Source organism: Phormidesmis priestleyi BC1401, from assembly GCF_001650195.1.
Classification (GTDB): domain Bacteria; phylum Cyanobacteriota; class Cyanobacteriia; order Leptolyngbyales; family Leptolyngbyaceae; genus Phormidesmis_A; species Phormidesmis_A priestleyi_B.
The window spans coordinates 1-25,251 of sequence record NZ_LXYR01000029.1; the positions used below are offsets into that span (position 1 = coordinate 1).

Here is a 25,251-nt window from a genome sequence, read left to right on the forward strand (position 1 = left end):
GTCAACCGCCAGGGCATCCGGGCGAGCAAGCCGTTTCAAGAGGCGCAGTGCTACTTGAGCAACTTAACCCTCGATGCCCCTGAATTCCTAGAATTGATGGCAAATTGAAAATGGGTTGCACTGGGTCAAAGATGTCACCTTACACGAAGATGATCCGCCTCGACGGGGTGGGTATGCCCCGATTAGTTGGGCGATCTTCAATTCGTTCCTGATTACCCTTGCCCGTCGTTTGGGTTGCCGTACTCTCCCAGATTGCATTCGTCATCTAGCCAATCAAGTCCATCAGGTTTTTCGCTGGCTAACTTGAAACCACCCTGCTTCTCTGATGCAAACAAGGAGTATGGTGTTATTGTTATGCTCCTTGTTTTATGGCGATAATCCCCGACCTAGAGATCCCTATGTCAAAATAAACGGGTTATCTGCGTTTCTGCCCTTCAGGTTTTATGACTAAATTTGTGTTCGTGACAGGTGGCGTTGTCTCTAGTATTGGCAAGGGCATCGTAGCAGCCAGTTTAGGTCGATTGCTCAAGTCGCGCGACTATTCCGTTTCGATTCTCAAGCTCGACCCCTACATCAACGTCGATCCCGGAACGATGAGTCCATTCCAGCATGGGGAAGTATTTGTGACTGAAGACGGGGCTGAAACTGACCTCGACTTAGGACACTATGAGCGGTTCACAGACACGCCGATGTCTCGCCTCAACAGCGTCACCACTGGGGCAATTTATCAGTCAGTCATTCATAAAGAGCGACGCGGCGACTACAATGGCGGCACCGTGCAGGTAATTCCTCACATCACCAATGAGATCAAAGAACGGATTTTGCGAGTCGCGAAGAATACCAATCCTGATGTGGTTCTAGTCGAGATTGGGGGCACCGTAGGCGATATTGAGTCGCTGCCCTTTTTAGAAGCGATTCGTCAATTTCGTAAAGAAGTCGGACGGCAAAACGTGATTTATATGCACGTCACCCTAGTGCCCTGGATTCCGTCAGCGGGTGAGATGAAAACCAAACCTACTCAGCACTCGGTTAAAGAGCTGCGATCGATTGGCATTCAGCCCGATATTTTGGTGTGTCGCTGCGATCGTCCGCTTCCTCCCGGCATTAAAGACAAAATGTCTGAGTTTTGCGACGTGCCAGTCGAGTGTGTAATCACTTGTCAAGATGCCGCCAGCATTTATGAAGTGCCGCTGATCATGGAGAAAGAAGGACTCGCCACCCAAGCGATCGACCTGCTGCACCTAGAGCAACGTCAGCCCAATCTAACCAAGTGGCACACCCTAGTTGAGCGGCTCTACCGTCCGACTCAGAAAGTCGAAATTGCGATCGTTGGCAAATATGTGCGCTTGAGTGATGCTTATCTGTCGGTGGTCGAAGCACTGAAGCATGGCGCGATCGCCAACGGCAGCGAGCTGCAACTGCGATGGGTTAGCTCTGAAGACGTTGAAGAGCATGGTGCAGATGCCTATCTGCAAGGCGTTGATGGCATCGTAGTGCCGGGTGGCTTTGGGATTCGGGGAGTCGATGGCAAAATTGCAGCGATCGAGTATGCCCGAACCCGCAAAATTCCCTTTTTGGGCTTGTGTTTGGGAATGCAGTGTTCAGTGATTGAGTGGGCAAGAAACACAGCGGGTTTAGAAGAGGCTCACAGCGCTGAATTTGTCCCAGATGCCAAAAATCCGGTAATCAACTTATTGCCCGAACAGCAAGACGTTGTAGACTTGGGCGGCACCATGCGCCTCGGTTTATATCCCTGTCGCTTGACCCCGGATACGGTGACGTTTAGTCTCTATGAAGAAGAAGTTGTCTATGAACGGCATCGCCATCGCTATGAGTTTAACAATCAGTATCGGAGCCTGTTTTTAGAGACTGGATATGTGATTAGCGGCACGTCGCTAGATGGGCGACTGGTCGAGATCATTGAGCTTCCCGGACACCCATTTTTTGTGGCGACTCAGTTTCACCCAGAGTTTCAGTCGCGACCCAGCAAACCTCATCCATTGTTTAAGGGGTTCATTCAGTCGGCAGTTGCTGAAAAGCCGTCTGCAAAACTAGAGCTAAACTCTCATATAGGAGCGCCCTTAGTCGCCTTTACCGAAAGTTGATGGGTTTAAAGCCCTTGAGCGATCGCCGCTCAAACATTCTCTAGACTGCGCCAGAGATACCAGGACGCGATCGTGCGATAGGGTTGCCAGACTTTTCCTAATTCCTCGATCGCGGCTTTGTTGGGAATATCTGAATATTGATAAGCTCGACGAATTCCCGTCCGAATGCCCAAGTCATCAACGGGCAACACATCCCACCGATGCAGCCGGAAGATCAGCATCATTTGCACGCTCCAGCGTCCGATGCCCTTCACTTGAGTCAGGGTTTGAATGATAGTTTCGTCGTCGATCGTCTCTAGGTCGGTCAGGGTAGGCAACCCATTGAGAACGTGGTTTGCTAAATCTCGCATATAGAGAACTTTAGACCGCGAAAGCCCGACTCCGCGCAGGTCTTCGTCTGCTGTGTCTAAAATTTCCTGAGCGGTTGGCATCCCCAAATAGAGTGTGAGAAAGCGACGATGAATGGCGCTGGCTGCTTTGGTTGAGAGTTGCTGTGAGATGATCGATCGGGACAGCGAATACAATAAGTCTCCAGGATGCTGCGTCTGATCTAACGTACATTCACCGACTCGATCGATGACCGCCGCCAAAATCGGGTCAGATTGTTTGAGGGCAGAGACAGCGATCGAGTAATCCAATTTCATCGAGCTTTGACCCAAAAAACTGACTTTACAGGTCGCTGAATGGGGTTTCCAGTCTTGTCTAGTTTGCCATAAATCGTTTTGCCTTGATAATAGAGTGCCGAAGAACTGCCCCCATCGAGATTCATTGCCGTTTCAACGCCCAGGCCTTTCATCAACTCTGCTAACTCTGATAGTGACGCTCCAGAGTTGGCGACATCAGGAGTTTGAGCCACCACTACCCAGATGATGGTGCCGTTATGGGTTAGTCCGATCGCGGTTCTCGCGTTGGGCTGGTCGCTGCCTAGTGCGTCGCGTCCCTTGGTTCGATCAACAAATCCTTCTGTTTGATCCGTCCTGTCTGGCAATAAACGAGGACCGCCTCCCAAAGCACTCAGCGATCGACATCCTGCCGGAATCGGATCTTGATGTTGACGAATCCGATAGGCGATCGTGTCTCCACATTGATACGATCGGAACTCACTGCGGTTCAAAATCTTGTCTAAATAAGGCGACAAAGTGGGATTTTGCATCAAGCGATCGTTCTGGCGAGGGTCTGCGATCACTTGCTCGTTGAGAACCACAAAAGACGTGGACTGGTGATTTTCTGGATCAAAAAATCCGCCATTGATAGCAGCGATCGCGCCGTCTCGTTTTGCAAAATCTTCTAGCGGTTCGGTGCTGGCTGATAGGGCAGGAGTTACCCGAAATTGTCCTGCCGGAATCGATACAATATGGGCGGTTCCGTGAGATAGTTTGCGAGATTTGTAGCTGATGACTGGCTTAGATTTAGTGATTGCTGATGAGCGATCGGCGAAGGCGGAATACCAAAAAGCGTGGGAACTGGAGACCAACAGCGATCCCAAGCCAATGAATCCTAAAATAATTCGCCAAGGTTTTGCCATTTTGCAAGTCTAGTGCAAAAGGCGGAAATGGGTTGTCCCGATTTTGTGTTTGAATATGAGAGATGGTTGGTCGGGGCACGATCGGCGAGACGTTCCACCGGAACGTCTCTACAGGATTGTTAAATCTATTATTTGTTGCAAGGGTGATTGCGATCGCGATCGTTATTTGCACAGACTCTGACATCTATAGATGCTTTTTTTGAGCGATGTCTATGTATAGCTGATCAAACCACTGATTTGCTTTTTCAGCATCGTGCAAGGCTTTCATGTGAGTCAATGCACCTTCACTCAATTGCTCATAAATCAAGGATGAGTTGGCATGATTGAAAAATTCTTGTAACTTGACTAATGCTTGATCTGCCAAGTTATTAAATGTGCTATCTAACACCTGCCAATATTCATCAGTTTGGCGCATAGAGCCGTGCATCCACTTTTTCCACTGCCTAGATTCATCCAATTCTAAATACAGAAGATAGCCATTGTCACTCGGATGAATAAGTTCTGGTAGTGCACAGACGTTAGTTGTTATGGCAGGTGTCCCTACCGAAAACCCTTCTATAACACTGTATCCATAGGTGTCGTGTAAGGTTGCCATTAGTTGAAAGTGGCTTTCTGCTAATAACTCTAGAACTTTAGAATTAGGAATTTGTTGATGAAAAACAACGTTGGGAAGATTGAGTAGTTCTAAATCTGGCTGATAGTTTGAGGGATCTAAATGATCTGTTGGGCTATCAAAACTGAGTTTAGAAATAATGTGAACTACGATCGGAAGCTTTAATTCATTTGCTTTTTTAGCTAATCTTAGGGCGACAATTCCTCCTTTACGAGCAAATTGATTGCCAACAAAAATCAGATTTAAGGGTTCTCCATTTCTATAACGTTTGGCTCGATCTGCCCGAATTTGAAAGTTAGGATGAACAATGTCCAGTTTTTTTAGTAACTTTTTTTGTAGGCGATGATTCTTCAGTGCTTGAACTAGCTTAAGCTTGGCGTAATCTGAAATCGCAATCAATTTCACACAGTTGTCAGCCGCTAACCTTTGAGTTAGTAACGGTGTCAACCAGCTTTCTCGATCGTAAGGTAATGCCTGTTCAAAGGTGATCAACCAAGGCTGACGAGTTAAAGGAATTTGATTAAAACAATGAATCACTTGATGCGAGTTAAAAGTCGGTTGCCACGCAGCTAAATCACCAGAGCGAGGTAAGATATTTCGCAAAGGATATCTGCCGAAAGGAAATGCTTTTAAGCGCAAAAAAGTATGCTGAGATTGACGGGGAAGATTGGGATAAGTCAGGTGTACATTTCCAGCAATTAAAACCGTTGCCATTGTTGAACAAGTCCTAAATAGCTAGTTTATTGTTGACCGAAACTACAAATAAGCTCTCTGTGGAAACTCGGAGATTCTGCTGATAGGTTCAACAGGTTTATTGTCCAAATCTTTGAGAGGAAATTTCGGACTTACTGCCCCAATCCTACACCTGTCACCTGATTGCTAGACTGCCATCAATTCATTTTCGACGATCGACACATTCCCATAAAGATGAGTCAAGATATCGCACCCCTGTCGAGTTAGCTTCAAATAGCGAATGCCGTCGCGAATATAGGGATAGACCACCTTGCGGTAAAAACTAGGATAGCCCGATCGCAGGTCTCTCGGATGGTGATAACCCAACGCCTGACTGGTTCCAGTTTCTTCCAACTCATAAAACAGATCAGGCAATTTCTCTAAATAATATGGGTCACTCAACTGCCCAATCAAATCAGCCGCTCTTACCAAACCTGGATAATTTGCCGTGTCTCGGCAAAGCGGCTCATCAGGAAACGGGAAGCGAGTCAGCTCAATGTTGAGCTTGATTGCCTCCACATCAACTAATGGATGACCACCTAAGTGGTCTTCAATAAACTGCTTACCCCGATCGACGTGATAAGGTGCAAGGCTCGCATCGGTGGAATTTAGAGGCAGAAAGACAGTTTCATCTCCGATTCCGGTGGCATAGCGACAGCGATCGTCAACCTGATCGTGCTGACAAATCCCGCGCACATAGCCAATGTCATGACACACGAGCGCCAAAATCGTCTGCACCCAGTCTTGACACGAAATCATTCCCTCAAGGAGATACTTTCCGCGCAACATCTCTTGCCCGGTTGTCGTCACTAAAATCGTGTGCTCAAGATTGTGATAGGGCATATCACTCAGCGCGATCGCGTTCAGCGCCAAGGTTGCGGTTTGACCGATTAAATCGAGATAGCCCGGTTGACAGTCATCATAAATGTGCTGACAGACCGCTTGCAGATGCTCAACACAATATCGAATTTTTGCAGATTGAGAATGAATCATGATCTACGGCTCTTCACTAACTTGCTTGAATGGAGCGTTTTCAGACAACAGAAATACGAGGGAGCGAGGTTAGCTCACGTTGCCTCCGATCGAGAAGTGCCGTAGGATGCGACTTATCAAACAGAGACAAGGTGATTTATCAGGTTTGCTAGGCGTTGTAAATCAATTCAAGAATCAAAGGCATTACACCATCGACTAGGTACAAATACGACTTATGTCTACCTCAAGTTAGTCTCAAAATATGCAGAACTTGTGGAGTGATGCATATTAGGCGCATTAAATTGATGCAAAAATTACATCTATCTACAGGCAGATTTCTCTTGGCATCTAGCGTAGTCAAAAGCCGCTTGTCCCAGGTCAGGTAAACAAGACTCAATCGCTGCCTTCTGCCTTTGCCTGCTCAAGCGCCTGGGTTGCCGATCGATACAACGCTTGCAGGTCAGCACCGTCTTGGGGATATCCTGCAATACCCGCGCTAAACGCTACTTCAAACGAGTGAGAGCTTGCAGAAATCAGGGCTTGCTCGTGGAGAACTTTTAATACGTCAGTCATCCGTTTGGTGGCGATCGAGTGAGACGTGTTTCCCATACCGATCACAAACGTTTCATCTCCCCAATAGTCAATCACATCAGTTGCCCGAAATCGAGTCCGCAGGAGTTCTCCACAGTGATGAATGACTTGATTCTTGATCTGAGAATGCTGGTGATCGAGTGTCTGCTGAGGAGACTCTAAATTCAGAATGGCGAGAGAGAACGATCGGGCTTCTTGCTTGGCTAACGCTAAAGACTCATCCAAGTCTTGAAGCGACTGAGCACGATTTGCCACACAAAGTTCTGCAAAATTGCGAACGATCGAACTGGCGGCAGCATTTGAAAAAGACGGCTGCGCGTCAAGAACATCATCATCAGCTAACAGTTCGGGGGGCTGCTTTGCGTTCAGGATCTGCACTTCTTGTCTGAGTGCCTGCACGAGTTGGCAAAAGGTGTGAATCTGACTAGGCTGCACGTCTGACGTAAGTAGCGTTTCAATTTTTTGCGCCAACCGTGAGCCTTGTTCTGAGCCAAACATACCCAGTGACCCAGAGAGCTTGTGAGCATTTTGCTCGGCAGACAATCGCAGCACTGGACCCAGTTGGTTATTTTGCAAGGCAAGGCTAGCTTGCTCGATCGCGATGGCACGCTGATTGAGTTGGTCGCGAATATCTCGCCAAATCTCATCCACTTCGGCTTCAACTTGGGCAGCAGAAGATTTGGGAAGCCCCTTGCGGTCTGCGGTTTGCGGTTTGAGTCTTTCAGCTTTTCGGAGACGATAGCCGATTCCATAAACGGTCTCGATCGGATCTCCAGCTACTCCAGCCGTTTTGAGTTTGTGTCGCAACCCCTTAACATGAGAGCGAATGGTTTCTTCGGCGGGGGGAGTTTCGAGTGACCAGAGATGATCGATTAAAGCACTCGAACTATAGACGCGCTGAGGGTTGCGAAGGAGCAGTTCAAGCAGGCTATATTCTTTGGGCGTGAGGCGGAGTTGCTGCGATTCACAGGTGACTTCACAGGTGCTAGGGTCGAGATTCAAGTTTCCCCACGTCAGCAGAGGCGGTAGTGTAGATCCTCCCCGACGCAGTAAGGCGCGGATGCGGGCTAATAGCTCTTGCAGATCAAACGGTTTAACCACATAGTCATCTGCCCCTGCGTCTAACCCTTGCACCTTTTTGGTGGTGGTGTCTTGAGCCGTCAACAATAGGATCAGCGTTTGGTTGCCCTGCGATCGCAAGCGCTGACAAAAACTAATCCCGTCGAGGTGAGGAAGCAAAACATCGAGCAAAATCAAATCGTAGCTAAACGATTCTGCGAGTCCCCATCCTTTTAAACCATCAATGGTATGGTCTACTACATAATGCTGGTCGTTTAGGGCTTCGATTAGGGGAGTTGCAATGAGCCGATCGTCTTCGACTAAAAGAATCCGCATAGCGTGAATGATTCTGTAGGAAGATTACTGAGATGAATGTCTCTAAAAAACAGCTCAACGGGAACACTAACCACCAGTGTAGGGGAAATTACTGAGTAAGTAAATCTTATCGTGAGAGAATGTCATTCTTATCCCCGCTCAAATCAGCAGCCGCGCTAAACTGGGCAAGGCTTCTCCGTAGGTCGGGTGAATGTGAACTGCTTGCTCTAACAGTTGCCAAGTTGCTCCCGCCTCCATGAGATCGAGGAACACATGGACAATTTCAGCCGCTTCATAGCCGACGAGCGTTGCGCCCAAGATTTTGTCGGTGTCTTGGTCAATCACCAGTTGATAAAATCCTAAGTCGTGTCCCCACTCGATCGCGCGTGCAATCTGAGACATCGGCAATTTTACAGATCGAGCGTTGATGCCTGCTTGCTGTGCTTTCTCAAGCGTCATGCCGACTCGCCCGATTTGAGGCTCGGTATAAGCTGCATAGCCGAGAACTCGATCGTGGCGGGTGCGTTCTCCGCCCGACAAAATCGCTTTTAAGCGGCGATAGTCTTCCCATGAGACATGGGTAAAGGCAGGCTGGTTTGCCGCATCTCCGATCGCGTAGACTCCCTCACAGGCAGTATGAAAGTGGTCATCAATTTTGACGTAGCCGCGATCGTCTAGCTCGACTCCGGTTGCCGCCGTGTTGAGGGCTTGAGTGTTGGGTTTGCGTCCGGTCGCGACTAACAAGGCTTCTGCTTCGAGGCGATCGCCATTACTCAACGTCAGGGTGAATAAGTCGTTTGCATACTCCACGTTCTCGACCGTGACCTTGAAATGAAGCTGCACTCCGTCTTGTTCCAATGCTGTGACCAGTACCTCACTGACTTCAGATTCCTCACGATCGAGCACCCGATCGCCCCGCACAATAATCTGAGTCTGACTGCCTAACCGTGCGATTCCCTGTCCCAGTTCTAAGCCGATGTATCCACCGCCGATCACGAGCAAACGCGGGGGCAAGGTTTGCAAATCAAAGAAGTTGCGGTTCGTAAGATAGGGTGTGTTTGCCAACCCAGGAATGTCGGGAATCAAAGCAGAGGTGCCCGTGTTGATGACGACGATCGGAGCTTGCACCTCTAAATCGTCTCCTGCCACCGATCGGGGTGCGATAAACGAGGCTTCTGCACAGACGATTCTTACACCCGCCGATTCCAATCGGGTTCTAACCCCTTGATGAAAGCTATCTCGAATACTGCGAACTCGCTGCATCACTGCCGGAAAGTCAACCGTGACTTGAGCATGAATTCCTAGCTTTTCTGCCTGCCGTGCCCGACCTGCTGCGTGAGCCGCCGCTAAAAATGCTTTTGAGGGAGTGCAACCATAGTTAATGCAGCTTCCTCCCAAAGCATCGCGTTCAAAGAGCACCACGTTACGTCCTTCTTTTGCAAAATCACTGGCAAGCGGAATTCCACCCTGACCACTGCCGATCACAATCAAGTCTGCGGTTTCCATTGGGCACGCTCTCCTAATCGAATTTGGGATTTTAGACTTGACTCTTTGCTAGGCTGAAATCGCGCCTAGCTCTTGCAGCAACGGCATCCAGTTAACGGCATTGCGAGTTTCTAGAATCTGTCCGTTGGCAACGCGATAAATACTGATGCCTGTTAGTGATAGTGACTTGTTAGTTGGAGAAACGCCTTCAAATGTGCCTGTATGAGTCAGAGTCCCTGTCCAGCGAGCGACGACTTGATCTCCGATCGCAACTAAATCGTCGATCGTGAAGTGACCATTGGTAAATGCGGCACCCATCCCACGCATATCTTCCCGCACTCCTTCGCGCCCCCGTCCTGGCGGAGTATGACCGTAATCCAGATAGTCGGAAGCGATGATTTCGTCAATGACTTCTTCACGTCCCTGATTGAACACCTCTTCATAAAAGCGGCGCACGACTGCTTTATTATCTTCTTCGACTGGCATTATTTAATTTTCTCCATGATAGAAAAGTAGATTTTGGTTCTCCGTTTTAGATTGTATGCAGATTAAAATGGCGGCTCATCTTTCTGAAGGAGTGAGTTTGAGAAATTAAAGGTTTGTCATCACATTCACCTCCGATCGCTGCCCTAGCTGAAGTGCGTACAGATTGGCATAAACGCCCTGTTGTGCAACGAGTTCGGCGTGAGTGCCATGCTCTACGATCTCGCCCTGCTGGACAACCAACACCTGATCGGCTTGAGTCACGGTGCTGAGACGGTGAGCAATCACAAAACTGGTGCGCCCTTCGAGCAGTCGAGCGATCGCAGATTGCACCAACGCTTCGGTGCGCGTATCAATGCTGCTAGTGGCTTCGTCGAGAATCAGAATGCGCGGATCGATCAACACAGCGCGGGCGATGCTCATCAACTGTCGTTGCCCCTGGCTGAGGCTGGCTCCTCGTTCACCCAACAGCGTTGCATATCCTTGAGGAAGCGTGGTGATAAACTCGTGGACGTTTGCCACTTGAGCCGCCGCTTCAATGTCGGCTTGCGTCGCGTGAGGATTGCCAAACGCAATGTTTTCGGCAACGCTACCGCTAAATAAAACGGTGTCTTGTAAAACGATGCCGATCGGACGACGTAAACTGGCTTGAGTCACAGTGCGAACGTCAATGCCATCGATTTTGACGGCTCCCCCAGTCACGTCATAAAAGCGCAAAATCAGGTTGATGATCGTGCTTTTTCCGGCTCCGGTCGGTCCGACGAGGGCGATCATTTGTCCGGGTTTGGCATGGAGAGAAACGCCATTCAAAACGCACTGACTAGAGGTGTAGCCAAATGTCACCGTCTCGAAGGTGACTTCTCCACGCATGGGGGGCATCTCGATCGCGTCGATCGCGTCTTGAAGCTTTGATGGCTCATCCAACAGCAGAAAGATGCGCTCTAATCCCGCAAAGGCAGACTGAGCTTGCGTATAGAACTGACTGAGAATCTGAATCGGTCGAAAAAACTGCTGAACGTAGAGCAAAAATGCGGTGACAACGCCAACGGTTGCGGCACCTGTCACTGCTAGATAGCCACCATACGCCAACACGCCCGCAGTGGCTAGAGTATTTAGAAAATCGATCGAGGGGAGAAACGCTGCGGTGATTGCAACCGCTTCAATATTTGCATCGCGATTGGCAGCGTTAAGTTGTTCAAATTCTTCAATGTTTAGAGACACCCGATTAAATGCCTGTGCCTCTCGAACGCTACCAATATCTTCTTCTAACTTAGTGGATAGCTCTCCGATCGTTTGTCGCGTCACCCGAAATCGCGTTCTCGCCCATCGTGCAAACAACCCAGTTGTGAAAATCATTAACGGGACGACTAAATTACTTAACAGCCCCAGTTGCAGATTGATGAACAACATCGCAATGATAATACCAACGATGCTAAACAAGTTGCCCAACATCTGAGCGATCGTTTGTCCAAATGCTTGATTAACGGTGCTGACATCATTCAGCAAACGGCTCATCAAATCTCCCGCTTCACTCTGATCAAAAAAGCTCAACGGCAAACTTTGAATTTTGACAAAAATATCTTGCCGCAGTTGAGCTAGCAATCGCTGCATAATCCAACCGACGCGCAAAATCTGACCCCGAATCGCTTGGACTCCCAGTAAATAGATCAGTGCCAAGATGCCCAGCATCATCAGCAGTCCGGGCAGGTTGCCTCGAACGATCAGATTGTCGATCGACCAACCGATTAAAAAAGGTCCGATCGCTTGAGTGGCTGCCCCGATCGACACCAGAATTAGCGCAGTTGGCACCTCTTTTCGATAGGGTCGCAAATAGCGCAAAAAGCGTTTCAGCGTCGAGATCTGCTGACGTGGTTTTTCGTCAGGCGCAGCGATGGAACCTCTCATGTGTTTTCCTCGATCGGTCGTTGATTTCTCTAAGAATAATGCCAAACCTGGTTTAGAGAGCACGATCGAGAGGCTGCTGAATGAATGACTAGATAGCGTCAAACAGCTCTGTAGAAAGCTTTCTCAGATATGACCGTCGCCAACGGAACTAAGTTTCTAAGATGAATATAAACATTGATTAACTTTTATAAAGATTTATGATAACTTAATCACTAGGGAACAGAAACGTAACCCACGAACATTCTGCTTTATTCTTAAGTCAGTTGAAAACTTAGTGAGGCAACCCTCCGCATGGCAATTACTATTGATTCTGCCCGTGGTATTTTTCCCGGAACCCTCTCGGCTGGTGCAGTGCCAGCATTGACCGCGCGATTTAACCAACTCAGCGCTGAAGATCAGCTAGCGTGGACGTGGTTTGCCTTCTTAGAAATGGGCAAAACCGTCACCGTTGCGGCTCCAGGTGCAGCCAATATGCAGTTTGCTGAAGGAACCCTGAACCAAGTCAAGAAAATGACCTTTGAGGAGCAAACTCAGGCTATGTGCGACTTGGCAAACAATGCAGACGCTCCGATCTGCCGCACCTATGCCACCTGGTCGCCTAACATCAAGCTAGGCTTTTGGAATCAGCTTGGAGAATGGATGGAGCAAGGTGCGGTCGCGCCCATCCCGGCTGGCTACAAGCTCTCAGCTAACGCAAACGCGGTGCTAGAAACTCTCAAATCCCTGGATCAAGGACAACAGATCACCGTCCTGCGGAACTCGGTTGTAAACATGGGCTTTGATGCAGGGAAACTCGACAGCTACACCCGAATCTCTGAGCCTGTAGTTGCGCCTAGAGAGATGTCTCAGCGCACTCAAGTTGCCATTGAAGGTCTCGACAACCCAACGGTGTTGAGCTACATGGACAACTTGAATGCCAATGACTTTGACGAACTGATCAAGCTCTTTGTCCCGGATGGTGCATTGCAGCCTCCCTTCCAGAAACCGATCGTCGGCAAAGATGCGATCATGCGGTTCTTCCGAGAAGAATGTCAGAACCTCAGTTTGCTCCCAGAGCGCGGTGTTGCTGAACCCGCAGAAGATGGCTACACCCAGGTAAAAGTCACGGGCAAGGTTCAGACTCCGTGGTTTGGCGCGGCTGTGGGCATGAATATGGCGTGGCGTTTCTTGATCAACCCTGAAGGCAAGATCTTTTTCGTCGCCATTGACTTGTTAGCGTCTCCTAAAGAGCTTTTGAACCTGGTTCGCTAGGAAGCGGACGAGTCGATCGGGTGGGCGCTCTCTTAGCCAAGGGCGCTCAATCATCCTGAGCAGACGCAACAAATTTAACCCATTAACGCGGAACGGATTTTAGATTGAATTATGCAAGTGAGTGACCCTGAGTGGACTGATATTGAGAAAAACATAGCTCGAACTGCCTTTGATAAAGCTCATAAACGAGAAGTTGAGGCGCTGCTAATACACGTTCGAGAGGAGGCAAGCACGATCGTAGAGTTGGGGAATCTCTGGCAGTTACACGATTTTTTAAGCGCCAAACGATTTGGAATTGAGGGCAAGTACGACTACCAATATTCGGGTCTGCTTTTTGTCTTTGCGGGATTAATTAAGGAGGGTTGGCTTCATATCAACGAGCTAGAAGGGCTGGATAAAGACAAACTGTCAAAGGTCGCTGTTTTATCACGGATGTAGTTTGATGTGGCTCACGTTTACGGCTTGACTCTGCAACGTTATTTGGGCATCGATCGCCGAGGTGCTGCCATCCAAAACTAAGCGGGTTCTAGTGAAGAGCGTAAAATTTTAGTATCGTTGCTCAAGCAAATCTCATGCGCGTCTCTCGAATCCGAGACCTTTTCATCGTGATCCTGTTGGCTAGCAGTTTCCTAAACGTCAAACCTCTGCTCGCGCTCACCTCGGCTCAATATCGTGAGCGCGGCATCCAATATCGAGATCAAGGGCAGCTTGAGGCGGCGATCGTGGCACTTCAAAAAGCGGTTGAGCTTGAGCCGACAAATATCAAGGGTCGCGTAAGTTTAGGATGGACGCTGCATCTGGCAAAGCAAGACCCGTTAGCGGCAGAAACTCTAGAACAGGCAACGTTCCTCAATCCCTTTGACATAGCGACCTTCAACGCACTGGGAATTGTCTATTTGGTCAGCGATCGCCTAACCGATGCCGTGATGGTGCACACCTGGGCAACTTTGCTTGCTCCAGAGAATGAGATTGCTCACTACAATCTTAGTCTGGAATTTTGGCGATTAGCTGCCTACGATTCGGCGATCGCGTCTGCAAAGTGGGCAGCCAAACTAGAGCCGAATAATCCTCATCCTTGGGTGGCACTGGCGATCGCGCATTGGAATAACAAAGAACAATCGTTGGCTAAACAGGCTTATCAGCAGGCAATTGTTGAGGATGGCAGATATCGCGATCGCGCTTTTTTAGCTAACCTGGACGAAGCGGGATTCAGCTTGAGTCAAATTAAAGTAGCTGGGCAAGTTCTTGAAGCATTGCAGTAAGGCGATCGTATCTAAAGATTAACTTTGGCGATCGGGTTCAACAAACTAACGTTCATAATCACCCGACGCAGATGACCCCTGCATCATAACCGAATCGCTCTCAACGATCGGTGTGCATGGGCATTGTTATGCGGTGCTGAACCGTCACTACTTTACGTCCAAGCATATCTTTCAATCTGGATGATGCCGAAATTTTATTCCTTTCCAAGTGAGCAGTAAGCCAAATCCACAGAACCTGAGTAGAATTATTGTCTCTTGAATGCCATCGCCTTCTCGCGTGCTCAATACTTTAGCCTTGGAATTGCCGAGAAAAGAATTGATCTGGCTTGCGGGCTGACGAGCATTTTCAAAATACTCTGATTTGTGAAGTAAAAAGCTGGGTGAAGCATTGCGCGATCGAAGAACAACAGTATAACTATCGATGCCAATCTAGACGGATTCAGCTTTCTGGATGTCGTTTAGTTGAAAACTTGTAACTTGTTTGTTCCAAGGGAGAAATAAGGTTGATTGCTTCAATCGACATATTCCTTGCTGCTCCATTTCATGGCGAATGCATGTGAATGTCGAAACGTGAGTGGCAAAATAGCCTATTACCAGCCCCATTGCTGTGAAGGCGATCCCAAGTACGAAAGGAGTGCGGGAAAATTGCAACATAGGGTTAAGGTAACTGTTCGCTCGCCCTGCCAAAAAGATCGAAGCCCCTGCTTTCTCGCTGAAAGATAGGGAGGAGTGTGAACGGTTATAATTTAACCAAGAGAGCTTAACTGGATAAATTACTTCCAATATTCCCTCTTTGCTGAATTCCTTAACCGTTAACTTAAGCTGCATAATGGTATAGCTCACTCGCCGCCGGAAGCGTAGCGATGAAATGAGGAGCGGAGCTGTATGCGGTCGAGTGCAACGCCTTGTTATGTGCTTCTTGAGAATTTACGACATCTATCGATTATTGGATTGTGGCATTCATAGTACCGATAAATGGAGATTGACTTAGATAGCCCAAATACCTTGCACTTAATTCGCTTAAAAAAGTAATGCAACACCTCCTCAATTTCCTTCGCCGTGTTTACGTGTTCATGTTTCATTAGCAGGCTGTAATCGAGTCCATGCCTTAGCTTGAACTCCAACCCAGTGGTCAATTTCCAACCTAGTGTCCATAGCAATGTACCTTCGCTTGGCACGCTTGCACGCAACACGCCATTTTCTGCCAACAAGAGTCCACTCCGCGCTATCACTTCCGGCAAGTTACAGATATGTTCAAGTGTCGCTATTGAAGTGATTCGGTCGTAGCGGCAACTGTTCGGTACTTCAGAAATATCCGAGTAGATGTTTCTAACCTTTCCGAGAAGAGGTGAGCTTTTATAGAGGTCAGTGAAAGGCTCAATTATGTCATACGAGTGAACTGTGGATTCGTACTGAAGTTGATTAAGGGTGCCAGCGCCTAACTCCAACGTTACCTTTGCTGAATCTTGTAGGTTGGCAACATCACTTGCAACTTGCCTATGCAACCATGATTCCATCCTTTGTGCTAACGACGAAGCAGTTGTCTGACCCTCACGATTTGACTTGTAATGCGCCGAGTAGATGTCTTGGATTTCTTTTGGCAGAGGAGGTCGCGTCTTTGGAAAGTTGTCAAACATCGAAACTCCTTTTGTTCGGTGCATAGCTATTATTTCTGCGGCTTGGACTCTTGCCAATCATCATAATACGCTCCACGAGGAAATTACTTTGTGTAGAGACCGGACAACTTCTTTCTTTTAAGGTTTTATACCGAGTCTTCACAGGATAACTCCTCCATTTCGGCAGTTATACTGAGCGATTTTCAGATTTTTTGCTTCTAGGCTAGAGAAAATCTGCTTCTCTACTGCTGATTTAGTAAGCAAAGTAGCAATTTGCTTTCTCTTTTTGGTGTTTTCCGTAAGCAATCAGACAAATTGCTTTCCCATTTCAACCATTTGCTTTCTCATTTCAGTAGATCGCATATTCATTTTGGCGTTTTCCGCAAGCGAAAAGACAAATTGTGTTCTCAAACGGTGGTTTACTGACTCGTTTCAGTAGATCGCGCATTCACGTCAGCGATCGCCCTCTTACTGTAGGTTAAGTTAGGTGAAAGCGCGTTCGTGCGGCACTTGCGCCTCCCTACAGCATTCTGTCTATTACCGCTCCGCACTGCTAAGGCAGCGATCACTATCTCAGGAACAGGCAAGAGGATGAGTGGAGGGTTATGCTGGACTTCATAACATCCAAACCAATTTGTGAGGTTGGTGATCGTACTCACAACACCTTTTTGGAGAGAAGGCTTCCTTGTATCACTCTAAATTAGGTGGATCGGTCAAAACTTTCCGCATTTTTTCAAACTGAGTCTGACTGGCAGCACACAGATTTACTGAATGGGAGAAGTTCGCCCTAGCATTGCCTATGCTTTGATTGCTACACTCGATTTTTGATGCGATCGTCCCAAACGTTACAGCAGCTAGACAGCGTTTTTCTCAGCCTGAGCATCTTACAGTTAGGAGATTCTGACTGACGATCGTCCAGCAATCAGAATGAGGAGTTTTAATGCCTTCGGGTCAATTTGACTATCGAGTTCCAGCCAATGCGACTGAGGTGCAGCAGCTTGGGCAAATTTTGGCACAATGCTTCAACAGTCCGCCATCTGATGAATCGGTCTATTTAACTCGCATCGGCAGCGAGAACGTTCGCATTCTCTGCGATCGAGAGCGGGTGATTGGAGGGTTGGGGCTGCTACAACTGGGGCAGTGGTATGGCTCGGCGTGTGTGCCCATGATCGGCATTGCAGCCGTGGGAATTGCGCCCGACTATCGAGGTAAAGGGGCAGCGATCGCCCTCATGCAAAACGTCCTGAAAGAGCTTCACGCCCAAAGAACCCCGCTTTCAGTCTTGTATTCGGCGGCTCAGCCTCTCTACCGGAAAGCCGGATATGAACAAGCCGGAACTCTGTGCACCTGGGAGATTTCAACCAGCAGCATTGAGCTTCGAGACGATTCACTGCCGATCGAGCCAGTCTCGCTTGACTCAAGTGAATTTGCCGCCCTCTATCAACGGCAAGCCCAGCAGATCAATGGCTATCTCGATCGCAATTCGGTGATTTGGCAAGGGCTGCTAGAATCTCAAAAAAACACGCCTCCCTATGCTTATCGCCTGGGGACGGCAGCCCAGCCACAAGGCTATATCATTCTTCGGCAGCAGGGCGAAGGCGAGCAGTCTCGGCTTGTGGTAAAAGATTGGGTGTTGCTCACTCCGGCGGCGACCCGGCGATTTTGGTCTTTTTTGGCGGCTCACCGTTCCCAAATGGAGACGATTGAGTGGCGAAGCGCTCCGATCGATGCGTTGACCCTGTTTCTATCAGAGCAAAAGAACGCCAGAATTCAATCTCTGACTCGCTGGATGCTGCGAATCGTCGATGTCCGGCACGCCCTTGAAGCCCGCAAATATCCAGCAGGCATCACGGCAGACTTGCATTTTGAGATTCAAGATCCGTTACTGACCGCCAATCAGGGCAAGCTAATTTTGAGTGTCACCGACGGTGCTGGAACGGTCACCCCTGGAGGGCGAGGAGACTTGCAGCTTGAGGTCAGCAGTTTGGCACCGCTCTACACGGGGCTGTTTTCTCCTCACCAGTTGCAGAGGTGCGATCGCTTAACGGCAACTGACTCTGCCCTGACGATCGCCACCCAACTTTTTGCTGGGTCGCCTCCCTGGATGCCGGATGCTTTTTAGGGGTTGGGTTTGCTAACCGATGCCACGCTGCAAGCAACCTCTGCTCCTGACTCAGGCGGCAACAGCGCGACGACATGAGGCACGGGGCGAGGCGTGTAGCTCATCATCGACTCACCTTGGTAGGCTAAGGAGGCGCTAGCTCCCGAATCGAGCATGACCGCATCCCGCAATCCAGCCCGACTGAGAACTTCCCCAAACTTTACTGAGTTGACATAATCGCCCGACACGCCTACTACCGGGCGGTTTGCCCAATCGATGCCCCAAAAAGCCCGATCGCGATCAGCATCAAATCCATACAGCTTACCAAAGCTTTGAGCGTCTTGAGGCTGACCCTCTTTGACGAGCCAAGCCGCCGCGACAAACCCATCGGTCAGCCCCGGTAGATCACTTTCCATGCCCGCTTGGGTGTTGTGCCGACTCGGATCAAAAGGCACAAACCGAACGGTGCTGGCGTTGATTAGAACCAAGGGTCGTCCTTTGAGCAGAGGTAATTCTCCGCGATTTCCTGGAATGAATGTGCCTGTCGTTTGACTGAAAACTGGACCAATCATTTGATTGGAATCGAGAGATTTGAGCGAGAAAAAAGCGCCGTCAACTGCTGCGATCGCCGTCGTTTTAGCCATAATTTCAGGAACCTGATAACGGCTGTCGGCATGAATGGTGATGGGTTTGCCGCCAGACGCAAAAATTAGCGGCACCTGGCTGATTTTCGTGTGGGTGAGTTGAACGGGCGCATAAAAGTTTGACGAATTGCCCAAAAAGCTCAGAGAGGGTCCGCCATCGGCTTTCTCTATTACCTCTGCTAATTGAGATTGACCAATGCGATCGATCGTCAGCAGATTTTCTGAATCTTGAGCAAATCGGGTTTCTTCGTCGTTCATCGTCCAGGCAGCCTCATATCCGGCTTGCTGAATGCCCTGCTGAACGCGCTCGTCATTTTTGCCAGACGGATACACAAAATATTTAATCGATTGACTGAGTTCTTTTTCTAAAATCCGCTTCGACTCGACAAACTCCTGCTGAAGCTGCGCGTCTGTGGACTCTCTCAAATCGGCGGGATGGGTGAGACTATGAGACGCGATCGTCACGAGCGGATCGGCTGTCATTTCTCTCAGTTGTGCCCATGTAAGGCTCGATCGCCCTTTTGTCGTGCCCACTTTAGCGGGGTAAATGGCAAACGCACCGGGGTATCCATACTTCTTTAAGAGGGGATACACAAACTGATAGTGCCCTTGATAGCCATCGTCAAAGGTCAGCACGATCGGCTTTTTGGGCAATGGAATTCCGGTCTTGAGATGCTCGACCAACTGATCCAAACTGATGGGTGTGAGACCGTTTTTCTGAATCGATTGCAGCGCTGCCTCAAACTCGGTGGGCGTAACATCAAAGAAAACTTGTTTCTCGGCAATAATGTCGTGGTACATGATCACCGGAGCTTTTGCCAATCGTGCCCGCCCGTGAATTTGAGGAAAGGGCGGTGCCGCGATCGTGTCTTTCCAGGCTGGGGCGATCTCTTCTAGCAGCCCACTCACGTTCGCATCTCGAACTGCACGATTTGCGGCACTAAGCGCTGGGTTGCTTACAGAGGTCGAAGCTTGATAGCCGACTGAGTTGCCTTGACGACACAAAGGGGTCAGAGAAATATCAAAATTGGAGAGCATCGGCGAAAATTTCTTCGCAGCTAACAGCCCCATCCCTGTGGGATTGAGCAGCGATAGTTTGGGCAGCATCCCATTGGACGTAGAGACCACGATTAAAAGCGTCAAAACAAATAAAGGTAGGCTGACCCACACAACTCGGTTAAGCCTGGACTTTAAACGTCCGCATTTCAATAGACTGAGAATCCGGTGGGATAGCTTCATGGTTGGCTTTAACAGCAACTCCGTTGCTAGATCTAACTGATTCTGAAGACATTTTAAGGTGTTATGGATCACATCTCCTAAATCTCTCGATACTGAATCAAGCGATTTAGAGGAAAATTTATTCTCTAAGCATTGCCTCAATCTCCTGCATAGAGATGGGTGTGTTGACTCGATCGGGGATCTCGACCACAATCAAATAGCCCGAAAAGTTCTGTCCACCAACGGCGGTTAGAGCCGTCAAAATCTTGGGCATATCTGCTTTCTGAAGTCGTCCAGCTTGATCATAGAGTTCTAGGGCAGAAAGACAGCCGATCGTGGGGTTCCACCCTGCGCTATCTGGGTAGCGGCTGTTGTTTGTAAAAAAAGCTGGAGCTTCCCCGCTCCCATGAACTCGGAATAGCCCTCGACCTGCCTTTCCTGCCCAATAGCTCTGCTGCATCGAAAAATCGTTGCGCCAAGCAGGAGGCAGCAGTGATTGATAGGCAGACAGCCCAACGATTTGACCGGGGCGATTGGGCAAAAATGCTTTCACCCCAGGCTCAAAAGGCGTAAACAGCTTGACTAACGAAAAGGTGCCGTAGGCTCTAAAAAACTCGGTATCTGGTTGAGGAACGCTGCCCTCTAAGCGGTAGATTCCCTGCGGAGTTTGCCCACGAGTAAAGACGCTAGACAAGCTGTGCAGCGATCGCGTCAACAAGGGCACCGACCACAACTGACCGTTTTGGCGCACAAATTGACCCTGACGATCTTTTAAAATTGACTGACAGAGAACGCCGCGATCGGATCGGCAAATCACATACATCTGAAGTTGACCAGGGGCAATCGTCCAAGTCAACAGATCTTTTAAGGGAGGGGTGGGGCGAGGGCGATCGAGCGTCTCGATTGCTTGAATCGTCGTGATCAGAGCCGGATGAGTTTGCCAGCTAGGAAAGCGTTGCTGAATAAGAGTGCGCCACTGCGATCGCTGCCCCGCGTCAGCACCGCCCTGCACCAGTGCCGAAACCGACATCGCTACCCACTCTGCATCAGCGCTACGCTCAAGGGTTTGTAAAAACTGCTGCTTTACGCCGCCATATTGAGCCGGATTGCTGAGATAAAGCTGTGTGCCTACCTGCATTGCCATTTCAAGGGTTCGTCCTTGAGCTGGGGAGAGACTGCGGCGAGAAGTCAACGAGAGAATTTGAGCGATCGCGCCATCGACTGACGCAGACTGCGGTTCTGTGACTGCCGTTGACCAAAGCAAGTTGCGCCAATAGCGCTCGTTAGCGTCGGTGATGGGATAGCGGCTCAAATCGTAGCGATCGGGGCGAGTTTGGTGCATCTGTTGTTCGCGCTGCTTAATTCTGGCGGCAGCGGTAGCTTGAGGCACGATCGTTTGAGATTGAGCAGGAAGGATGAGAAGAACTCCCCCAATGACCAGTAGGTTGGTCGCCCACAGCAGTGGTTTCCAGCTTTTTTGCAATAACAGTTTTAACGGCGCGTTCATAGTGGTGTCGAATCTTCTTGCCCTCTGCGTCTAATGTCTCACACTCTAGGCAGTGTTTCAAAGCTCTGGTCTTCGTTGCTATCCCGCCCTGAACTGAAGTTCGGGCTAGTGGTCGAAAGTCCGTTAAAACGGACTGAACGCGAGTCCGGTCAAATCCTGAGTCCGTTTCAACGGATCCCACGTTAGCCCGAACTTCAGTTCAGGGCAAGCAGAATCGCAGCGCGAGAGTTTTGACACACGCCCTAGCGCCCTGCAAGAAACGTGCTAGACGATCAACCGTCAAATGTACTAACGTTCGATCGCTTCACCTGTGATTCTAAAATTGCTCCATAAAGCGGACTCGTTGCCATTAACTCGTCGTGGGTGCCTTGGGCGACTAATTGCCCTTTGTCCATTAACAGGATGCGATCGGCGTTTTGCACCGTGCTAATGCGTTGGGCGATTACAAACGCTGTGCAGGTTTTGCGTCGCATCAAATCATCTAACGCAGCTTGAATTTGAGATGCCGTTTGAGCATCGACCGCCGAAGTGCTGTCGTCGAGAATTAAAATTCGATAATCGGTTAAGAGGGTTCGGGCGATCGCGATGCGTTGTTTTTGTCCGCCCGACAGTCCGACTCCGCGCTCTCCAACTGAGGTGTCATAGCCATCGGGCAAACTGCTGATGAAGTCGTGAATTTGGGCAGTCTTTGCCGCCTCAATCACTTGATCGAGAGGTGCATCGGGCGCAGCGTAGGCGATATTTTCGCGAATGGTGCCTGCAAAGAGAGTAGTGGACTGAAAAACAATGCCGATGCGCGATCGCAAACTCGCCAACGTAAAATCTCGCACGTCTCGCCCATCAATTCTCACTGACCCCGATCTCACATCATAAAAGCGCGGAATCAAATTCATGATCGTGCTTTTTCCTGAACCTGTCATGCCCAAAATGGCGATCAGCTCGTTCGGTTTGGTTTCAAAAGAGACTCTTTTAAGAGCTTCGGTTGTTGCACCCGGATAGCGAAATGAGACGTGCTCGAAGGTGATTCTGCCGCCACAGCGATCAAACGGGACAGCACCAGGACGATCGCGGATGTCAATTTCAGCATCGACGACTTCATAAACCCGCTCGGCAGACGCGGCAGCTTGAGCGATCGCCGGAGCCGCAAATCCGATCAGCAAAATGGGCTGGAGAATAAACAGTAAATAGGAGTTAAACGCGACTAACTCTCCGATCGAAAACCGTTTGCCAATCACTTCTGCGCCGCCATATCCGACGACTGCCAGCGTGATTAAATTGCTCAACAAAAAGATGATCGGAAACGTGCCGCGAATCGCACGAATCGTTTTCATATTTATGGCGACTAATTCATCGTTGAGCGTGGTGTAACGCGATAGCTCTGCCGATTCTCGCACAAACGCTTTGACGACTCGCACCCCAATCAAGTTCTCTTGCAGCACCGCGTTCAAGTCACCTAATTGTTCTTGCACCTGTCCAAACAAGCTGCTGTTTTTGGTGAAAAATCGTGCTAGTAGCCAACCCGCGATCGGCACGACGGTTAACGTGATCAAAGCTAATCGCCAATTCATGATCAGCAGAATCGTGGAGATCGTCACCAGCGTTACAACCGAACCCAAAACCTGAATAAAACTGGTGCCCACAAACGTCCGAATTTGTTCGACATCGCTAGTAACGCGAGTCAACAGTTGCGAGGTTTGCGCCTGGTCGTGATAGCTAAAGCTGAGATTCTGAATCTTGCTAAAAATCTGATTGCGTAACCGATAGGCGACTCCCTGTGAGGCGGCTTCTGCCCAAAAACTTTGCCCAAAGTTAAACAACCCTCGTGCGATCGCCGCCACCACCATCCACCCCGCACTTTGCAGCGAGATCGACAGGTTTTTGGGCGTGATGCCCTGATCGATGCCCCAGCGAAAGAGTTGCGGCGTAATGGCGTTAGCGACGGTCAGCAGCAGCAAGCTGACAAAGGCTCCGATCGCTGCAAATCGATACGACTTTAAGCTAGTCAAAACGCGCCGAAGCGAGATCATGGGCGAGGCATCGTCAGATGAGTGGGAAGGATTCATAGCAAGGTTTGGGGGCGGGGCTTCAGCGTTAACGAATCATCCTGCATTTCAGCAAGGCTGGATAATTTTTGACATTAGATAACGTTGATTGTCTCACTCAGCGCGCCTGATGAACCGCAGTTTTCGCAGCAATCGAGCCGATCGACTAGCGGGTTCTGGGCGGGTGAGAATGCCTTGAGTGGGGCTGAAAAGAAACGTGAATAGAAATAACGTTGAAGAGACGAGCACGATCGCGGGTCCTGATGGCACATTTTGGTAATAGCTCAAATAGACTCCCGCAAAACTTACGATCACGCCAATCATCGAGCCTAGCAACATCATCTGATGCAGCTCTTTCACCAGCAAATAAGCGGTAAGGGCAGGTCCGACGAGTAGCGAAATGACTAAAATCACGCCAACCGCTTTCATACTCGCAATCACAGTTAGCGTAATGGCTGCCATAAAACCAAAATGAATCGCGTTGATTGGCAACCCGATCGCTTGGGCACCTGTGCGATCGAAGGTGTAGAACAAGAGTTCTTTATAAAAGAGCCGAACGACAATCAGAATAACCAGTGAAATAATTAACGTCCGATAAATATCAGTTGATGTAACGCCTAGGACATCACCAAACAAAAAACTATCTAAATCTATTTTATTTTTTAGTACTGTAATCAGAGTAATTCCCAACGCGAAGAAGGTCGAAAACGTTAACGCCATTGCTGCATCAACTTTAACGCGGGACTGAGACCGAATCCAACCAATTAAAAATGAGCCGAGAATACCAGATCCAAAAGCACCGATTAGAATATCAATCCCAAAAAAGAATGATAGAGACATTCCTGGTAATACACAGTGGGCAATCACGTCTCCTAATAGTGCCATTCGTTGTACGATCAGATAGCTGCCAACCACAGGACAGAGAATTCCAACCAAAGTGCTAATCGCCAGCGCATTTTGCATAAACCCGTAGGTTAACGGCTCAGTTAATAGGTTTAACATCGTTACCAATGATTGATTAGTTTAACAAAATAGATTTGTATCTACATCTTGATATAACGGAGTCTGTAAACTTCCGCCATAGGCTGACTGTAAGTTTTCGGGAGTCATCACCTCTTGCGGCGAACCGTCGGCAATGAGTCGCTGATTTAACAACAGCAAGCGATCGAGGCGGGTCAATGATTGCCCCCAATCGTGATTACTTACCAACAAAATTTTACCCTGCGATCGCAGTTCCTCGAACACCTCTAAAATGATCGCCTCTGTCTTTTTGTCAACGCCTGCAAATGGCTCATCAAACAAAAAAATATCCGCCTGTTGCGCCAAAGCACGAGCCAGAAAAACGCGCTGCTGTTGCCCCCCCGAAAGCTCTCCGATTCGACGCTGTTTTAGGTGAGTCATCTCAACTCGATCGAGCGCCGTTTTGACAATTTCTTGTGCCGCTCGTCCGGGTCTGCGAAACCAGCCTAGCTGTCGAGTTCGCGCCATCATCACGACGTTCCAAACGGTGATCGGATAATCCCAATCAATCTGCGATCGCTGGGGCACATACGCCACTCGCTCTAGCTGCTGATGTAGCGGACCCGTACAGTAGTTCACCAACCCACTCGACACCGGAACTAACCCCAGCATCGCTTTGAGCATCGTGCTTTTTCCGGCTCCATTGGGACCCAAAATTCCGACCAGTTGCCCCGGCTCAATCTTAAAGCTGACGTGATCTAACCCGCAAACGCCCCGGTAGTTGACAGCCAGATTGCGAACCTCTAACATACAAACTCAGCTATGAAAATGATTCTCATTATAGAACACTATCGCGTCCTGAGCC

At 49.1% G+C, this 25,251-nt stretch carries 20 protein-coding genes; 6 read left to right on the plus strand and 14 right to left on the minus strand.

Translation table 11 applies throughout. The annotated features are described in order from the left end of the window. Positions 1 to 115 precede the first annotated feature (115 nt). Together A8707_RS28225 and A8707_RS15365 are read left to right on the plus strand one after the other, a co-directional pair. A complete protein-coding gene (locus A8707_RS28225; RefSeq protein ID WP_156518320.1) occupies positions 116 to 307 on the plus strand; it encodes a hypothetical protein in 192 nt (63 codons plus the stop codon). Positions 308 to 443: 136 nt separating this feature from the next. After that, positions 444 to 2,105: a CTP synthase gene (locus A8707_RS15365; RefSeq protein WP_068818129.1), complete on the plus strand. Its 1,662-nt coding sequence runs from the start codon at positions 444 to 446 to the stop codon at positions 2,103 to 2,105. A 29-nt stretch (positions 2,106 to 2,134) separates the two neighbouring features. Here the strand turns inward: A8707_RS15365 and A8707_RS15370 are convergent, their stop codons facing one another. From A8707_RS15370 to A8707_RS15405, 8 genes are all read right to left on the minus strand, one after another. Then, positions 2,135 to 2,749 carry a DNA-3-methyladenine glycosylase family protein gene (locus tag A8707_RS15370; protein WP_197484790.1) on the minus strand — a complete coding sequence of 205 codons (615 nt, stop codon included), beginning with the start codon at positions 2,747 to 2,749 and terminating at the stop codon, positions 2,135 to 2,137. Next, positions 2,746 to 3,630, minus strand: coding sequence for a phosphodiester glycosidase family protein (locus tag A8707_RS15375; RefSeq protein ID WP_068818130.1), 885 nt, complete (start codon positions 3,628 to 3,630; stop codon positions 2,746 to 2,748). Before A8707_RS15375 ends, A8707_RS15370 begins: the two co-directional genes overlap by 4 nt. 184 nt (positions 3,631 to 3,814) lie before the next feature. After that, a complete protein-coding gene (locus A8707_RS15380; protein WP_068818131.1) occupies positions 3,815 to 4,957 on the minus strand; it encodes a glycosyltransferase family 4 protein in 1,143 nt (380 codons plus the stop codon). A gap of 165 nt (positions 4,958 to 5,122) precedes the next feature. Then, on the minus strand, positions 5,123 to 5,968 hold the full coding sequence (locus A8707_RS15385) for a metal-dependent phosphohydrolase (RefSeq protein WP_068818132.1): 846 nt from the start codon (positions 5,966 to 5,968) through the stop codon (positions 5,123 to 5,125). 372 nt (positions 5,969 to 6,340) lie between these two features. Continuing rightward, positions 6,341 to 7,933, minus strand: a complete 1,593-nt coding sequence (locus tag A8707_RS15390) for a response regulator (protein ID WP_068818133.1) — start codon at positions 7,931 to 7,933, stop codon at positions 6,341 to 6,343. 138 nt (positions 7,934 to 8,071) lie between these two features. After that, on the minus strand, positions 8,072 to 9,418 hold the full coding sequence (locus A8707_RS15395) for a dihydrolipoyl dehydrogenase family protein (protein WP_068818134.1): 1,347 nt from the start codon (positions 9,416 to 9,418) through the stop codon (positions 8,072 to 8,074). A 48-nt stretch (positions 9,419 to 9,466) separates the two neighbouring features. Further along, positions 9,467 to 9,883 (minus strand): ester cyclase, encoded by a 417-nt coding sequence (locus A8707_RS15400; RefSeq protein WP_068818135.1) that lies wholly within the window; start codon positions 9,881 to 9,883, stop codon positions 9,467 to 9,469. Positions 9,884 to 9,988: 105 nt separating this feature from the next. After that, positions 9,989 to 11,785 (minus strand): ABC transporter ATP-binding protein, encoded by a 1,797-nt coding sequence (locus tag A8707_RS15405; protein ID WP_068818136.1) that lies wholly within the window; start codon positions 11,783 to 11,785, stop codon positions 9,989 to 9,991. Positions 11,786 to 12,076: 291 nt separating this feature from the next. On the opposite strand from A8707_RS15405, the gene A8707_RS15410 reads away from it, so the two are divergent. From A8707_RS15410 to A8707_RS15420, 3 genes are all read left to right on the plus strand, one after another. Further along, a complete protein-coding gene (locus A8707_RS15410; RefSeq protein ID WP_068818137.1) occupies positions 12,077 to 13,036 on the plus strand; it encodes an orange carotenoid-binding protein in 960 nt (319 codons plus the stop codon). A gap of 111 nt (positions 13,037 to 13,147) precedes the next feature. Then, entirely contained in the window at positions 13,148 to 13,474 is a 327-nt protein-coding gene (locus A8707_RS15415) for a hypothetical protein (RefSeq protein WP_068818138.1), read from the plus strand. A 134-nt stretch (positions 13,475 to 13,608) separates the two neighbouring features. Beyond that, positions 13,609 to 14,298: a tetratricopeptide repeat protein gene (locus tag A8707_RS15420; RefSeq protein ID WP_068818139.1), complete on the plus strand. Its 690-nt coding sequence runs from the start codon at positions 13,609 to 13,611 to the stop codon at positions 14,296 to 14,298. Positions 14,299 to 14,727: 429 nt separating this feature from the next. Here the strand turns inward: A8707_RS15420 and A8707_RS15425 are convergent, their stop codons facing one another. Further along, positions 14,728 to 15,126, minus strand: a complete 399-nt coding sequence (locus A8707_RS15425; protein ID WP_068818140.1) for a hypothetical protein — start codon at positions 15,124 to 15,126, stop codon at positions 14,728 to 14,730. Between the two features lie 1,728 nt (positions 15,127 to 16,854). On the opposite strand from A8707_RS15425, the gene A8707_RS15435 reads away from it, so the two are divergent. Beyond that, positions 16,855 to 18,036 (plus strand): GNAT family N-acetyltransferase, encoded by a 1,182-nt coding sequence (locus A8707_RS15435; RefSeq protein WP_068818142.1) that lies wholly within the window; start codon positions 16,855 to 16,857, stop codon positions 18,034 to 18,036. Here A8707_RS15435 and A8707_RS15440 read toward each other — a convergent pair. From A8707_RS15440 to A8707_RS15460, 5 genes are all read right to left on the minus strand, one after another. Further along, positions 18,033 to 19,766, minus strand: coding sequence for a polysaccharide deacetylase family protein (locus tag A8707_RS15440; protein WP_231948098.1), 1,734 nt, complete (start codon positions 19,764 to 19,766; stop codon positions 18,033 to 18,035). The genes A8707_RS15435 and A8707_RS15440 overlap by 4 nt on opposite strands. Before the next feature lie 250 nt (positions 19,767 to 20,016). Further along, positions 20,017 to 21,384 (minus strand): hypothetical protein, encoded by a 1,368-nt coding sequence (locus A8707_RS15445; protein ID WP_231948099.1) that lies wholly within the window; start codon positions 21,382 to 21,384, stop codon positions 20,017 to 20,019. Between the two features lie 272 nt (positions 21,385 to 21,656). Beyond that, positions 21,657 to 23,447: an ABC transporter ATP-binding protein gene (locus tag A8707_RS15450; protein ID WP_068818143.1), complete on the minus strand. Its 1,791-nt coding sequence runs from the start codon at positions 23,445 to 23,447 to the stop codon at positions 21,657 to 21,659. A 93-nt stretch (positions 23,448 to 23,540) separates the two neighbouring features. Beyond that, entirely contained in the window at positions 23,541 to 24,428 is an 888-nt protein-coding gene (locus tag A8707_RS15455) for a metal ABC transporter permease (RefSeq protein WP_068818144.1), read from the minus strand. 21 nt (positions 24,429 to 24,449) lie between these two features. Further along, positions 24,450 to 25,196 (minus strand): metal ABC transporter ATP-binding protein, encoded by a 747-nt coding sequence (locus tag A8707_RS15460; RefSeq protein WP_068818145.1) that lies wholly within the window; start codon positions 25,194 to 25,196, stop codon positions 24,450 to 24,452. Between the last annotated feature and the right edge of the window lie 55 nt (positions 25,197 to 25,251).